11 protein-coding genes and 1 rRNA gene are annotated in these 14,915 nt (G+C 39.7%); 8 read left to right on the top strand and 4 right to left on the bottom strand.

Features of this window, described 5'->3' with window-relative positions:
• The first annotated feature begins 615 nt into the window (after positions 1 to 615).
• The 3 genes from H0185_RS14545 (at position 616) to H0185_RS14535 (ending at position 3,420) form a co-directional block, all read left to right on the top strand.
• Positions 616 to 870, top strand: coding sequence for a YgaB family protein (locus H0185_RS14545; RefSeq protein ID WP_221874239.1), 255 nt, complete (start codon positions 616 to 618; stop codon positions 868 to 870).
• Positions 871 to 1,062: 192 nt separating this feature from the next.
• Positions 1,063 to 1,593, top strand: coding sequence for a nucleoside tri-diphosphate phosphatase (ntdP, locus tag H0185_RS14540; protein ID WP_221874238.1), 531 nt, complete (start codon positions 1,063 to 1,065; stop codon positions 1,591 to 1,593).
• 78 nt (positions 1,594 to 1,671) lie between these two features.
• Positions 1,672 to 3,420, top strand: a complete 1,749-nt coding sequence (locus H0185_RS14535; RefSeq protein WP_221874237.1) for an ABC transporter ATP-binding protein — start codon at positions 1,672 to 1,674, stop codon at positions 3,418 to 3,420.
• 42 nt (positions 3,421 to 3,462) lie between these two features.
• Here H0185_RS14535 and H0185_RS14530 read toward each other — a convergent pair whose 3' ends face one another.
• From H0185_RS14530 to H0185_RS14520, 3 genes are all read right to left on the bottom strand, one after another.
• Complete coding sequence (locus tag H0185_RS14530; RefSeq protein WP_221874236.1) at positions 3,463 to 4,545, bottom strand: FUSC family protein; 1,083 nt, start codon at positions 4,543 to 4,545, stop codon at positions 3,463 to 3,465.
• Between the two features lie 274 nt (positions 4,546 to 4,819).
• Entirely contained in the window at positions 4,820 to 9,283 is a 4,464-nt protein-coding gene (locus H0185_RS14525; protein WP_221874235.1) for a glutamate synthase-related protein, read from the bottom strand.
• Positions 9,284 to 9,640: 357 nt separating this feature from the next.
• Positions 9,641 to 10,936: a glutamate-1-semialdehyde 2,1-aminomutase gene (locus H0185_RS14520; protein WP_221874234.1), complete on the bottom strand. Its 1,296-nt coding sequence runs from the start codon at positions 10,934 to 10,936 to the stop codon at positions 9,641 to 9,643.
• 234 nt (positions 10,937 to 11,170) lie between these two features.
• On the opposite strand from H0185_RS14520, the gene H0185_RS14515 reads away from it, so the two are divergent.
• The 3 genes from H0185_RS14515 (at position 11,171) to perR (ending at position 13,063) form a co-directional block, all read left to right on the top strand.
• Positions 11,171 to 11,593: a potassium channel family protein gene (locus H0185_RS14515; protein WP_221874233.1), complete on the top strand. Its 423-nt coding sequence runs from the start codon at positions 11,171 to 11,173 to the stop codon at positions 11,591 to 11,593.
• 81 nt (positions 11,594 to 11,674) lie between these two features.
• The gene (gene bcp / locus H0185_RS14510) at positions 11,675 to 12,145 is read left to right on the top strand and encodes a thioredoxin-dependent thiol peroxidase (protein WP_221874232.1); all 471 of its coding nucleotides are present in this window, start codon (positions 11,675 to 11,677) and stop codon (positions 12,143 to 12,145) included.
• Positions 12,146 to 12,625: 480 nt separating this feature from the next.
• Entirely contained in the window at positions 12,626 to 13,063 is a 438-nt protein-coding gene (gene perR, locus H0185_RS14505; RefSeq protein WP_221874231.1) for a peroxide-responsive transcriptional repressor PerR, read from the top strand.
• Positions 13,064 to 13,154: 91 nt separating this feature from the next.
• Here the strand turns inward: perR and H0185_RS14500 are convergent, their stop codons facing one another.
• Positions 13,155 to 13,499, bottom strand: coding sequence for a YgzB family protein (locus H0185_RS14500; RefSeq protein ID WP_221874230.1), 345 nt, complete (start codon positions 13,497 to 13,499; stop codon positions 13,155 to 13,157).
• A gap of 137 nt (positions 13,500 to 13,636) precedes the next feature.
• Between H0185_RS14500 and H0185_RS14495 the strand changes: the two genes are divergently transcribed.
• Positions 13,637 to 14,506 carry a nucleotidyltransferase-like protein gene (locus tag H0185_RS14495; protein WP_221874229.1) on the top strand — a complete coding sequence of 290 codons (870 nt, stop codon included), beginning with the start codon at positions 13,637 to 13,639 and terminating at the stop codon, positions 14,504 to 14,506.
• A gap of 308 nt (positions 14,507 to 14,814) precedes the next feature.
• Positions 14,815 to 14,915 (top strand): 16S ribosomal RNA (locus H0185_RS14490); the annotation flags it as partial.

The raw sequence follows: 14,915 nt of genomic DNA, 5'->3' as shown, positions 1-14,915 counted from the left end.
AAGCATTCATAGCGCCGAAACGAAGCTGGATTCCCGACGAAAGTGTCTTATGAAGCAATCATAGCGCCGAAACGAAGCTGGATTCCCGACGAAAGTGTCTTATGAAGCATTCATAGCGCCGAAACGAAGCTGGATTCCCGTCGGAAGTGTCTTATGAAACATTCATAGCACCGAAAAAAGCTGGATTCCTGACGAAAGTGTCTTATGAAGCATTCATAGCACTGAAACATAGCTGGATTTCCTTCGGAAGTGTCTTATGAAGCATTCATAGCACTGAAGGAGGTTGGATTTCTTAAAAAGGTGACTCATCAAGCTCTTACGGTCTTCGTGTTTCCTTTATCTCAGTTGGAGTGCTCCAGGCCATACGCCGCTGAACAGGGCGCTTCCGCTTTTCTTCTTGTCCAGCTCCAGCGCCTAGGGGCTCGGGTCATAAGCCACCCCTGAATTGAAGGCAAAGAACGCCTTCTATTCAGGTGCGTCTTATGCCTGTCGCCCCTGATCAAGGCACTTCCGCTTTTCTGTCATTCGACAAAGATTAACAGAACTAGTCAAAGGAAGAATTCGTTTCATCTCGAATACATAGAATAGAAAATTTATTACAGGCGGTGGCAGACCATGGATCAATTTAATGAATTGGTATCAATGCAAATGAAAACAATGGATAAGCTTTTATACTTGCAGTCTGAACTTGAACGCTGCCAACATATTGAACAACAGCTTGTGACATTGAGGCAGAATACAGAGCTTATAGAAATTCGTGAAGAGATAGATAGGATGAAGGCTGAATTACAGGATATTCATCGGATATTTGAGGAACAAACAGACGAAGTCATCCGCTCGTATCAAGAGATGAATATCGTAATACGTTGACAAAATTAGGACTTTAAGCAATGAATCGAGCCTCCTATTTGAAAATCGGTGGCTCTTTTGTTTTAAATTTTTACCTGAACCGTTATAATAGTAACAAAAAGGAATCGTTTTGTTGCCTTTTGTCGGTTATTTATTGATTCATATACATGATAGGTTGCAAAAGCTCCAAGAAAGGAAAGTAGGGGAGAAGTTATGGGCGTACCCAATGAAGGTGAATCAGTCCAAATACATAGTTATAAACATAATGGGCACATCCATAGAGTCTGGGATGAGACAACTGTCTTAAAGGGAACGCAAAACCTTGTAATAGGTGGCAATGATCGGACCATCGTAACCGAGTCAGACGGAAGAACATGGATTACGAGAGAGCCTGCAATATGTTACTTTCATTCTCAGCACTGGTTTAATGTAATTGGAATGATTCGAGAAGATGGAGTGTACTATTATTGCAATCTTAGTTCACCTTTTATTTTTGACGAAGAGGCTTTGAAGTACATTGACTATGATCTAGACATAAAGGTGTTTCCTGATATGACGTTTAACTTATTAGATGAAGATGAGTACGAACGCCATCGCCAAGAGATGCAATATCCTGAGGTTATTGACAAGATTTTGAAATTCAATGTTGAGAAGCTCATTCGTTGGATTAGACAAAGGAAAGGTCCGTTTGCACCTGATTTTATTGACATTTGGTACGAGCGGTATTTGACTTACAGACGTTAATCGCAAGAACCTGTTGACTACTCTCAACAGGTTTTTAGTATGTAGCGTTTAAGAATGTAATTTAGGGGGAATCTCTTCTTGGGCAGTGTAAACAGATATCTACATTTTGTAAAACCATACCGGTGGCAAATCGTTGGAACCATCATTATTGGAATTCTAAAGTTTGCAATCCCCCTGTTAATCCCACTACTCATTAAATTTGTCGTGGATGATGTAGTTCAAAATGATGCCTTATCCAATGCAGATAAATCGAGTAAGTTGTTAACCGTAATGGGCATTATGATTATTATTTTCGTTATTCTGCGTCCACCAATTGAATATTATCGACAATATTTCGCTCAATGGACAGCTAGTAGGATTTTATATGATATTCGTGACAAATTATTTACCCATCTTCAAAAGCTCAGCTTTAAGTATTATTCGAATACGAGGGCTGGTGAGGTTATTTCTAGGGTCATCAATGATGTTGAACAAACAAAAACCTTTGTTATCACAGGATTGATGAATCTCTGGCTTGATGTCGCAACCATTATTATAGCTGTTTGCATTATGTTTACAATGGATGTGAAGCTTACGTTCGTTTCCTTGGTGTTATTTCCGTTGTACGCTTTTTCAATCCGATACTTTTTTGGAAACCTACGGAAACTGACTAGAGTTCGGTCACAAGCGCTTGCGGAGGTACAAAGCTACTTACATGAACGTGTTGTGGGGATCTCATTAGTGAAAAGCTTTGCCCTTGAAGAGCATGAACAAAAACAATTTGATAAGCAAAATAGCAACTTCCTGAAAAAGGCCTTGGAACACACAAGTTGGAATGCGAAGGCATTCGCGGTTGTGAATACCATTACAGATGTAGCTCCATTAATTGTGATTGGGTATGCAGGCTATCAGGCGGTGAATGGAAACATTACGATCGGAACGATGATGGCTTTCATTGCGTATATTGATAAGCTCTACAATCCTTTACGGCGACTGGTAAACTCATCGACAACACTTACCCAGTCAATTGCATCGATGGATAGGGTTTTTGAGTTTATGGATGAAAAATATGATATTACAGACGCAGAGGATGCAGTTAAATTAAACAGGGTTCATGGGGATATTCGCTTTGAGAAAGTGAGTTTTGCTTATGAAGACAACGGTGAACATGTTCTAAAGGATATTAACTTAGATGTGCACAAAGGGGAAACCATTGCTCTTGTTGGCATGAGTGGTGGCGGAAAATCTTCTTTCGTTAGTTTAATTCCACGGTTTTATGATACGACTGAAGGAAGAATTTTGCTTGATGGGCAAGACATCCGTTCATTTAAAACACAATCTTTAAGGGATAAAATCGGGATGGTTCTACAAGATAATATTTTATTTAGTGAGTCCGTTAAAACAAATATCCTTCTTGGCAATCCGGAGGCCAGTGACGAGGAAGTGGTTGCTGCTGCTAAAGCAGCAAATGCCCATGAGTTTATTACGGCTCTTCCAGAAGGATATGATACCAAGGTAGGTGAGAGGGGAGTTAAGCTATCAGGAGGGCAGAGGCAGCGAGTGGCGATTGCTCGAGTCTTTTTGAAAAATCCACCAATCCTCATTCTTGATGAAGCAACATCCGCGTTAGACCTTGAAAGTGAGCATCTCATCCAAGAAGCACTTGAGATGCTAGCGAAGGATCGGACAACCTTTATTGTAGCTCACCGCCTTTCGACCATTACTCATGCAGATCGTATCGTCTTAATTGAGCATGGGGAAATTGTTGAAGTGGGAACGCATGAAGAATTAATGAACATCGAGGGCGGATATCATAAGCTGTTCCAAGTTCAACAGCTTGAAAGTTAGACAAGACCAAAAAACAGCAGCTGTTTTTCAGCGGCTGTTTTTTTAGTCTTCGGTTGGTGATTCGATGACCACTGGTTGATCATTTTTATGATAGGAATGGAAGCTTGTTATTAGTGTATCTAAATGTTCGACCCGCTCCCCATATTCCATAATAACCGAAACAATTTGCATCATGTGATATAAAACTTGGTTATTTGTATCGTCAATTTCCTTTTGATGAGAAAGAAATAGTTCAAATAACCCTTTTTTATTAAGACAGTCTTGGCCTTCCGTAACGGTAGCATCTGGCTTGATTTTGCCAATATATTTCAACATAACCTGTTCATGATGGTTAATTAAACAATCAAGCTGGTGTTGAATGGCCTCTTGAAAGCTCTCAGGCATATGTTGAATTTCATTTTCATAGCGGTGAAGTCGTTTTAGTGTATCCAGGGACTTCTTGGTTGTCGTAATCATTTGTCTATAGATGACAAGCTTACGGGACTTTCCTAAAGTGTTCTTTTTAAAATAAGACCGTTCTTCCTTATACATCATGTAGAGGTGCTCTAACTTAATGATACCTTCTCGCATTTTTTCGATGTCTGCTTTCAAAAGCTGATGTTCAGATGCGTGTCTTATGTTCATCCGAATCCACTTTGTAATTTCTTCTGTTAACCCGGCATTTTTCTGGTAAAGTTTTGATTCATATTTGGGTGGTAGAAAAATGAGATTGACAATAAAAGCTGCCATGACTCCGATCATGATAGCGGAAAAACGAATGAATGCAAATTCAATAAAATTATCTCCAGGTGTTTCCATGATGGCTATCAGGGTAACTAAAGAAAGGGAGATTGTATTTTCAAGCTTAAGCTTGAGGTTCAAGGTAATAAGCAAAATTGCAGCAAGACCAATGATAAAAAAATTATTTCCAAGCATTAGAACGAATACAACAGCAATAATCGCACCGATAATATTTCCTTGTACCTGTTCAATAACGGATAAATAGGACCTGTATATCGTGGGTTGGACAGCAAATATTGCTGCAATTCCAGCAAATACGGGTGAAGGAAGTTCTAACACTTGCGCAATAAACAAAGCTAAAACAATGGCTATTCCCGTTTTTAATATTCGGGCTCCGAGTTTCATTATAAATATATTTCCTTTCTAATTCCGTGTGAGAAGACAGGGGATATCCTTTTATTCCTATTCATACTATTCCCTTTATGTACCCTTTATACGGATTTGTGAGAAGTCAAACAATATTGAACTATACATGGGTTTAGCCGGAACTTCAAGTATAAAAATTTATAAAATTAATGGGAAATATTAATAATTTGTGAAAAAAAGAAAAGGCGGTGATTAACCGCCTTTTCAGCTTGCATAAAATGAAATTTGTTTTTTGGTTTTTGTTTTCTTCTAATCACTCAGTAGATACGGATGGATCTGCTTGCTCTTTAACAGGAACAACTTGGAGGAATGCTTGTTCAGGGCTTGCTAGTAATGGTGTTAACTCTGCAGCTTCTTCGTGTTGTCCGTTGTTTTTAAGCAACTCGATATACTTGCCAAGCAACTCTTGGATATCCTTTTTTCCATTAGCGGTAAGAGTTTCAACAGATACTTTTGCCCCTTTAGCAATTCTGCGCTGAATCGCCTCTTTGGTTAATCCCATTTCAGGCTGGTGACGGAGATAAACAACTCCACCTGTCATCCCCGCGCAAATCCAAGGACCTGGATCACCTAGGACAAGTCCACGACCGTTTGTCATGTACTCAAAAGCAAAGCCTTTAATATTGGCGTTAGAGCCGATATTGCCATATTCGTTTTCTGGGATTGGCTTTCGTACCAACCCACCAATAATCATATCTGCACCTGAAAGACGAATGCCTGCACGAGCGTCGGCATTTCCTTGTGCAACAAGAAGGCCTTTTTGAGCACCATAGCCGAAACCTTTTCCAACAGAACCATTATAGAATCTGTCATTTTTACCTTTTGATTTGAAGATGAGTATGTTTCCACCAAACGATGTTTTTCCAACACCATCTTGGCCGCCCCCATCCACTTCAATTGTAATGCCCTCTGTGTTATAGGCCCCAAGTCCATTTCCGAGAATGGAACCTTTATAACGTAAGGAGACAGGAGTTAGTTGCCTGTATGAACCATCAAGGCGTCCGCGAACACGATGACAGCTTACGCGGCTAGCGAGAACTCGTTGGCCAGAGTTAACACCTTCAAATGACCGTGAATGATGAAGCTCCTCGTCAACCCCATCAAGATATTCTGCACCTGCCGCAACTTGAAGTTGTTTTTCCTCTAGTGTAGCAGCAGCTTCCTGATAGTATAGCTGGCTAATTTCAAGTTGTTTCAGTAAATAAGTTAAATCAAGCAAGTCAGTTCCTTTTACTTGCTCTAGAAGGTCTGAGCGACCAATAGCATCTTGTAAGTCCTTCACACCAATTGAGGCTGCTAGAGCTTTTAACTCATTTCCGAAAGCGGTGAAGAGATTCATAATTCCTTGTACAGCTGTATCAAATTGTCTTGGAACAAAGCGTCGTAGCCCATGTTCTTTTGCTTGAGCCTCTGAATCAATTTGGGTTGCAATCCCGACATGGCATGTATCTAAATGACAGCCACGACAAGTCGTACAACCGATGGCGAGCATCGACAAGGTTCCGAAACCAATGCGGTTTGCGCCAAGCAACATGACTTTCAAAGCATCTAAAGCACTTTTAATTCCACCATCAGCCCAGATTTCGACACCGTCTCGAAGTCCAGCCTCAAGGAGAGCGTTATGTGCAGCTTTTACCCCGATTTCAACTGGTAAGCCAACATGCTGGAGTGCATGAATTCTTGCTGCACCTGTACCACCATCAAAACCACTAAGGGTAATAATATCTGCACCTGCTTTAGCAATCCCAACGGCGATGGTTCCGATATTTGGTACGACAGGGACTTTTACAGCAACCTTCGCTTTGTCATTAGCTGTTTTAAGCTCATAAATCATTTGAGCTAAGTCCTCGATAGAATAGATATCATGGTTATTCGATGGTGAAATCAGATCAGACCCAATTGTGGCATTCCGGGCTTCAGCAATCTTTGCCGTTACCTTGGAACCTGGTAAGTGACCACCTTCACCTGGTTTTGCGCCTTGACCAATTTTAATTTCTAATAGATTTGAAGAGTTTAAGAGCTCCGCATTCACGCCGAAACGACCTGAGGCTACTTGCTGGCCACGAGTACGTGGATATTTACCGAGCATATCCTTAATCTCTCCACCTTCTCCATTGAGTGAAACCATATTCAAGCGGTCGGCACCTTCAGCATAAGCGCGGAAGGCAATTTCATTTTGTGAGCCAAAAGACATAGAAGAAATGACAAACGGCAAACTATGCTCTCCGACACTAATGTTTACATCATTAGCAGATAAGGAAGAGTTTATTTGTTTCAATCCAGTTAAATGACGGATGGTTGTCGGGTTCTTTTCTTCTTGTTCTGAGATCTTTTCTCTATAGGCAGTGTAATCCCCAGTCTGAGCAACTTCGCCAATGGCTTTCCAAATACGAGGGAAGAGACTAAAGGTTTTCCCAATTCGTTCTTTTTCGTTTTGGTAATCAATTGCTCTAGCAATAGCATCTTCTTTCATCAATGTAAAATTGAACTGGAGGTTTTCTCCACCAAAGAAATTGACAATATTTAAATAGGTAGCAAGTTCTTCGTTAAGTCCAATTGCTGAGAAAAGACGGCTGTACCCACGAAGTTCATGGATTCCAATCGTTGAAATAACCTTTTCTAGTCCCTTTGTCAAAGCATTATATAAGTTAACTAAAGGCTTATTTGTTTCACCTGCAACGGTAATAAACATATAGTAAGGACTGATGATATCGGCACCTAATCCTAATGCGGTAATAATATCATGTAAGGAGCGAATGGCTGCCGAGCGGAGCAGCAGGGAACAATTCCTTCTTAATCCAGCTTTTACTAGCGATTGGTCGATAGCGGAAATGACTAGGTGTGGATCAAGCCATAATCCGTCTTGGTGTGCCTTGGCATCATCTAAGATAAGGAGTGTTTTTCCGCTTTTAACTGCGTGAATTGCTTCCGCAGATAAACGCTCAAGGGCTTCCGGAATGGTTTCATCTTCAGAAAATACCGTTTCAAGATAGGTTGCTAATTTTTGTTCTTGATAGAAATGGATAACCTGATCAGCGCTTGGTTGACCTATTTCTGCTGAACACTCATATCCTGCTTTTCCTTCTATTAGTAGTGGCGATACAAGCTCCATTACCTTCCCTGTTTCTTCTTTGCGGAATAAAGCAGGTCTTTTGCCGATAACCGTTCTAGTTGAAAAGTGCTCTGTCTCTCGATCACGGTCAATAGCAGGGTTCGTTACGACTGCTACACTTTCTTTAATGAAATCTGGGATATTTCTGCGGTCAGGGTTTAGGGCAGCAAGTGGAGAATCATGTCCTAGAGAGCGGATTGGTTCTACGCCTTTTTCGGCCATTTGTTCAATAAGCTGAACATGGTCACGCTCCCAACCAAATGCCTTATATTGCCCATTGTGAATTTTCTCTGGGTAACTGATGGTCACGGTTTTATCAAGGCTAGGGATTTCGATACGAGTCCGTGCGCCTTCAAACTGTATTCTATTTGAAAACCGTTGATAAACTTCTTCTTGGAAATCATGGTGCTCAAAAATTTGGATGGAATCTCCTTGCCATTTTAACCCTACTTTTTCTCCAGGGGATAAAGGTTTAGGTTCGCCTACATATTCACTAGATGGAACAATTCCAGGCTCAGAAGAAAAGAGGTAGGAGTCCTCAATTTCAACCATCCACAATGGTCGCAAGCCAAGTGCATCTACACTAAAGACGGCTTCGTCTCCAAATCGGGAAATAATTCCTGCCGGACCTTGTGCATAATGCCCCCAAGCCTCACGCAGATAAGCATAAAGGTCTTGAAGCTTCTCTGGATAAGCCTTGATTTCACTCATAATTGGTGGGAACATTAGATTCATTGCTTCAAAGAGAGAATATCCGTCACGACAAATGAATGTTTCTAATGTTCTGCTCAAGTCCTGTGAATCACTGCCACCCTTTACGAGAGGGACATCAATCATATTTGCCTCATCGCGGAGTTTTGCAATCGTGTTTATTTCACCGTTATGCCCAATTACACTGAACGGTTGAACGCGGAAAAAGCTAGATAATGTATTAGTTGAATAGCGGTTGTGTCCAAGGGTCATGGTTGAAGCAATAAGAGGACTTGCTAAGTCTTGATAGTACTTCGGGAGAATATCGCCGGCTCCCATTACTTTGTATACAGCATGATATTGACTGAGTGATGCTACATGAACTTGGTCATTTTTCTCAAAGTCTACAATTATAGAAAATAATGTATTTGAGAGCTCAGCATTCGTTTCCTCAGGAAGACCAGCAAATTGCCAAAACACTGGATTTTCTTGAATAGCAATGGGTCCAAGAGCGGATGAATCTGTCACATTATCAGTGTCAAACAGAAGTTTAATACCGGCACTTGTTAGTTTTCCTTTAAGTTCTTCCACAACAGCTTCCGTGTCACTAGTGCGAGTAATAAATACATGTCCGACGACAAAGTCATTTCTGTCTACAATGCTAGAGTCTACCCCTACAGTTGATAATTTCTCTTTCCAAAGCGCGCGGGGAATATCGATATGGACACCAACTCCATCCCCTTCACCATTGATGAAACCTGCACGATGGTTCATCGTAACAAGTCCGTCAATACAATGAAAAATGTTAGCTCTTGTTGGTATTTTCTTTTTTTCAACACTTGCAATGATTCCACAGGCATCGTGTTCCTGTTGATGAAAATGCTTAAATAAAGATGGACTCCAGTTTGTTGTCATAAGTTCGGCTTTATAAGGGGTTTCCTTTAGCCGTTTCACCTCCTGAAAAAAATATCGTGTAAGATTGCCTATCAAAGAAGGACAATTAAGGGGAAAAAAGGTTAAAATAAGAAAAAAAGCTGATGGCTGGGTGTCTAAAAATTGTAGAAACATCGAAAGCAAAACTGCAGAAAAATTTAATTTATTTTATCATATGAATTTTCAGAAATCAATTAATTATACAAATTTATGGATAAGGAATTGTGCTGTAAAAAAGCTGAAGTAGAAAAATAACCCGGAAATGAAAGCGTTTGCAACATGGATATAATAAAAACAAGAGCCAGTAACGGCTCTTGTTTTGTATAAATTAGTGTATATTTACTCGTTTGCCATTGTATAAAATGCATTGTCAACTGCATGCAGGGTAGCTTCAATGTCCTCTTCAGTGTGAGCGATTGTGATAAACCAAGCCTCATATTTTGAAGGAGCTAAATTAATGCCTTGGTTTAGCATCAACTTGAAAAAGCGGGCAAACATTTCTCCATCTGTATTTTCGGCTTGCTCATAATTTTCGATTTTTTCAGTGGTGAAGTAAACCGTTAGTGCACCTTTCAAACGGTTTATTGTAATTGGGATATTGTGCTTTTTAGCAGATTCGGAAATTCCCTTCTCAAGTAGAGCACCTAATCGATCGAGATATTCATAGACGCCCTCTTGTTTTAACACTTCTAGACAGGCAATGCCTGAAAGAATGGATGCGGGATTTCCTGCCATTGTACCTGCTTGGTAAGCAGGGCCGAGGGGAGCGACTGTTTCCATTATCTCTGCACTTCCACCATAAGCACCAATTGGCAGACCTCCGCCAATAATTTTACCGAAGGCTGTTAAATCAGGTTTTACTCCTAATAAGTCCTGGGCACCGCCGTACATAAAACGGAATGCAGTGATAACCTCATCGTAAATGACGAGAGCGCCGGCCTGATGTGTTAGCTCGTTAACTTGCTCAAGGAAGCCGGGTTGTGGTTCAACAATACCAAAATTACCAACAATAGGTTCGACTAAAACAGCAGCGACTTGGTCTCCCCATTTGGAAAGAGCCTCTCTAAATGGCTCGATATCATTAAATGGAACCGTGATGACTTCTTGGGCAATACTTTTAGGTACACCTGCAGAGTCGGGAGTTCCTAGTGTTGAGGGGCCTGATCCTGCTGCAACCAATACCAAGTCAGAGTGTCCATGATAACAGCCAGCAAATTTAATAATCTTATCTCTACCTGTATAGGCTCTGGCAACTCTTATTGTTGTCATAACTGCTTCTGTCCCTGAATTAACGAAGCGTACTTTATCCATTGAAGGAATGGCTTCCTTTAACATTTTTGCAAATTTAACCTCGTGAGCTGTAGGTGTACCGTATAGTACGCCTGTTTCAGCTGCCTTTTTAATTGCATTTGTTATATGAGGATGTGCATGTCCTGTAATAATTGGTCCATAAGCTGCTAGATAATCGATATACTGATTGCCGTCAACATCCCAAAAATAAGCCCCTTGTCCACGTTCCATTACCACTGGCGACCCACCGCCTACTGCTTTATATGAACGAGAGGGACTATTGACTCCACCTACTATATGCTCAAGTGCTTCTTTATGTATTCTTTCAGAATTTGGTCTTTCCATATGAAAACCTCCTAAACTTAATCCGATACTATTTTAGCATACTTCTTTATTAGTTAAAGAATCTAGAGTAGAGGGAAGGTTGTTTTCGTAATCTGTTTTTAAAGAAATAAAGTTGGAGAAAAGAGGCCATTGGGAAAGATGAGCCTTTTTCATTTTTAAGGGACTTGTCTGCATAGAACGCTTCGTACACGCGTATAGATGGAAAGAGAGAAGCAGGGGAAATGGGGCTGGAATATGGGTTTCTATTTATCAATCATCATCATTATCCTTTGTATTGTCCTTAGTCTAAGGGAGCTTTTTATACCAGATAAAATAAAAGGGAAAAAGATGTCGGTTGAGAATTTTTTTATTCTGGCCATTATATATGCGACCGTTATGATTGGCTTCGGATTGATTTATTTTTTATTAGGGTCTGAAGGACATCCAGTTATCGTCGAAGGGGAATATACAAAAAGTACAAGCACAACAGAAGTGATTAGTACCATTTCTAAATTAGAGACATGTATCTATTTTAGTGCCGTTACGCTTTTTTCTGTAGGGTATGGCGATATAGCCCCTGTCGGAATCGGACGGTTTATTGCAGTGTTTGAAGCGCTTGTAGGCTATACGATTCCTACAGCGTTTGTAGCAAGGACCGTCTTTGACCGAAAAATCTAATATTCATAATATCTATCCATTGAATTTAACTCCTTGTATAGGATAGGCTTATTTTAAATGAACCTATTTGGAGGGAGAAAAATGGCAGTGGAAATAAATGAGTTGGCTCCAGATTTTGAATTAGAAGCAAGTAACGGAGACAAGGTAAAACTTTCGGACTTTCGCGGTAAGAATGTTGTCCTTTATTTTTATCCAAAAGATATGACGCCAGGGTGTACAACTGAGGCGTGTGATTTTCGGGACCAACACGAGAGTTTTGAAGGACTCAATGCAGTTGTATTAGGGGTTAGTCCTGATCCAGTTAGTCGTCATCAGAAATTTATTGAGAAACATGGGCTACCATTTCTCTTGTTAGCAGATGAAGACCACAAAACCGCGGAAGCATATGATGTTTGGAAGTTAAAAAAGAACTTTGGGAAAGAATATATGGGGATTGAACGATCCACTTTTATCATTGATAAAGCAGGGAAGTTAGTAAAGGAATACCGAAAAGTAAAAGTGAAGGGCCATGTGGAAGAAGCGTTAGACTACATAAAGGATTATTTGCAATAATAGCCTATTTTTAAGTGAAAAGGCATTTGTCCATTCATTTACAGTAGAAGTGAATACATTATATTAGGGCATACCTCCTCAATTGATTTTACCGAGCCATATTGGCTCGGTCTTTTTTATGAAAGGATGATGAAATAGTATCCGAATCCTGTAGGATTTTATGGGCATTATTATAAAGGTGAGCGCGTAGAAAAAAAGAAAGTGTTTTTGTATAAGGTTGTTCCTAATAAAATTAGTAGAAATTTTTACAAATAAGTAGCATACATATGTACCAAAAAGGTCGTTGTTATCAATTACCTGATAATGAAGGGAGAGACCGATTACAATCGATTAATAAGGTTAAGTTCCTTTAGGCCAGTATCTTAGATAAAAAGAATGGGCATTTGCAAGTGGCGAATATTGACAAAATAGCGGAAGACCTAGTACACTATTTATAAATATTATAAAATAATAATTTGTAAAGAGAAGAGGTGCATGGCGATGGTTGAGAATCAATTAAAAGAAGCGCTAGATTCCTTAAAGGATACAGGGGTTCGCATAACGCCTCAGCGTCATGCGATACTCGAATATTTAATTGAGTCAATGTCCCATCCTACAGCCGATGACATTTATAAAGCGCTTGAAGGGAAATTCCCAAATATGAGCGTGGCTACTGTGTATAACAATCTCAGGGTATTTCGTGAGGTTGGTCTGGTAAAAGAACTAACCTACGGAGATGCATCTAGTAGATTTGATTTTGTTACGACTCATCATTATCATGTGATCTGTAAAAGCTGTGGGAAGATAGTTGATTTTCATTATCCGGGCTTAGACGAAGTTGAACAACTTGCATCGCATGTAACAGGCTTTACTGTAGGAAACCATAGATTAGAGATTTATGGAGTCTGTCCTGATTGTTCGGGTAAAGAGGCGCATTGATCATGTGCTGAAACAGCAGGTGCGCTTTATAAAGTAAAAAAACTCGACGCCAAAGTCGAGTTTTTTTACGTTTAAACGAAATGTAGTTTGCTTATTGTTTTTTATTGTAACCTTCGTTAAACTCTTTTCCGGCAAGTGAAGGGTCTAGAGTTAGAGGTTCATTACAATACATGCAAATATCGACACGCCCTAGAACTTTGGTTGTTTTCCCACATCCAGGGCAAACAACTTGTACTGTTTTTGTGGATAGCATTCCAATCCAAAAATAGACGATGGTGCTTGCGATAATAAAAAGCAATCCTAAAAGCATGAAGATGGTCATGACAATTGGATGATTTCGAAAGAAGATACCGCCATACATGACAATAAAGCCTATAAAAATGAGGCTTAAGGCAAATGTACGGATTTTATTAATTTTACTTGAATATTTAGCCATCCTTTTCCCTCCCTAGAGAATAGTTCTATCATATCATTTAAGGGAGTTATTTCACAGAAAAACGAGATTTGGGTGGGCAGGATTTTTTTAAAACTTGTCGAACTTATTATTTCTAATATTAAATTGGAGGAATTGCCATGGAGGATATCCTTCGCCCGATATATCAGGAAAGGGCCAGTCAGGCAAATACGATTGGAATTATGTTAGTAGAAAAGAAGCCGCAGAAAGTATCACCAACAACCGATACTTTTGATTCAATCCTACTTATTATTGTAAGAAATGGAGAGCGCCCGGTGTATGTAAAACATTATTCTTATGATGATAAGAAAGCGGCTATGCATATTGTTACAGAGGCTCAGTTAAACGAATGGATGCTCCTTGGGAATAACCGAAAGATTTTTGATTGGCTATACGAGGGGAAAGTAATTTTTGACCGAAATGATTTTATACAACATTTAAAGAAGGAACTAAGGGATTTTCCTTTTTACGGGCGAAAGGTAAAAATGGGGATTGAGTTTGCACACTTAATTCGACGATATAGGGACGGGAAGGCATTTTTTGAAGAATTTCATTATTTAGATGCCTATAACCATGTCATTCATTCACTTCACCATTTAGCTAGGCTTGCAATTATAGAAAATGGGTTTCATCCTGAAGTAACGGTGTGGCCGCAGGTTAAACACATTGATCCAGAGATTTATAAACTATATGAAGAACTTGTCTCGAGTGAGGAAACAATGGAAAAAAGGTTAGAACTTCTTTTTTTAGCCAGTGAGTTTCTGATTCATTCTAGAACACAAGTGGGGTCTTTTCACTTCCTGTCGGTGTTAGAGGAGAGGGAGGTTTGGACGTTTAATGATATGATGGAACATAAAGAATTAGCGGTTTACTCTGTTGATTTAAGCATTCTTGTGGAGTACTTAATTGAAAAAAACTATATCGAAGTAGTGCTGGTTGAAACCAAAGGGCAGGGGATCTATCATCGGTATTATAAGATGGCACAATAAAAAAGTATTTTAATAAAACGAAAAAACCTATTGACGTTTTTGGAAATCCTTGATATATTAATAACCGTCGCTGCTAAGCAAAGAAAAAACATTTTGCTAGTGACGGTTTGTTTTAAAAAAACAAACGAAAGGTGTTGACAAAAGAAAACACCATGTGTTATATTAATAAAGTCGCTTCAGAGCGAAGTGATGATTGAAATGTTCTTTGAAAACTAAACAAACAAGCGTCAACAAACAATATTTATCATGACTTCTATAATAGAAGAACATGAGCCAACGTTTTATTTTATGAGCTAATCACTCACTCTTTATTGGAGAGTTTGATCCTGGCTCAGGACGAACGCTGGCGGCGTGCCTAATACATGCAAGTCGAGCGAATCTGAGGGAGCTTGCTCCCAAAGATTAGCGG

This window comes from Mesobacillus maritimus (assembly GCF_019749255.1).
GTDB lineage: Bacteria > Bacillota > Bacilli > Bacillales > Cytobacillaceae > Mesobacillus_B > Mesobacillus_B maritimus_A.
This window is presented reverse-complemented; position numbering and strand designations above follow the sequence as displayed.

Bases quoted from the DNA above. Each gene is read 5' to 3' on its own strand.
- H0185_RS14545 (WP_221874239.1), top strand. From the start codon at position 616: ATGGATCAATTTAATGAATTGGTATCAATGCAAATGAAAACAATGGAT.
- ntdP (WP_221874238.1), top strand. From the start codon at position 1,063: ATGGGCGTACCCAATGAAGGTGAATCAGTCCAAATACATAGTTATAAA.
- H0185_RS14530 (WP_221874236.1), bottom strand. From the start codon at position 4,545: ATGAAACTCGGAGCCCGAATATTAAAAACGGGAATAGCCATTGTTTTA.
- H0185_RS14525 (WP_221874235.1), bottom strand. From the start codon at position 9,283: ATGACAACAAACTGGAGTCCATCTTTATTTAAGCATTTTCATCAACAG.
- H0185_RS14520 (WP_221874234.1), bottom strand. From the start codon at position 10,936: ATGGAAAGACCAAATTCTGAAAGAATACATAAAGAAGCACTTGAGCAT.
- H0185_RS14515 (WP_221874233.1), top strand. From the start codon at position 11,171: ATGGGTTTCTATTTATCAATCATCATCATTATCCTTTGTATTGTCCTT.
- bcp (WP_221874232.1), top strand. From the start codon at position 11,675: ATGGCAGTGGAAATAAATGAGTTGGCTCCAGATTTTGAATTAGAAGCA.
- perR (WP_221874231.1), top strand. From the start codon at position 12,626: ATGGTTGAGAATCAATTAAAAGAAGCGCTAGATTCCTTAAAGGATACA.
- H0185_RS14500 (WP_221874230.1), bottom strand. From the start codon at position 13,499: ATGGCTAAATATTCAAGTAAAATTAATAAAATCCGTACATTTGCCTTA.
- H0185_RS14495 (WP_221874229.1), top strand. From the start codon at position 13,637: ATGGAGGATATCCTTCGCCCGATATATCAGGAAAGGGCCAGTCAGGCA.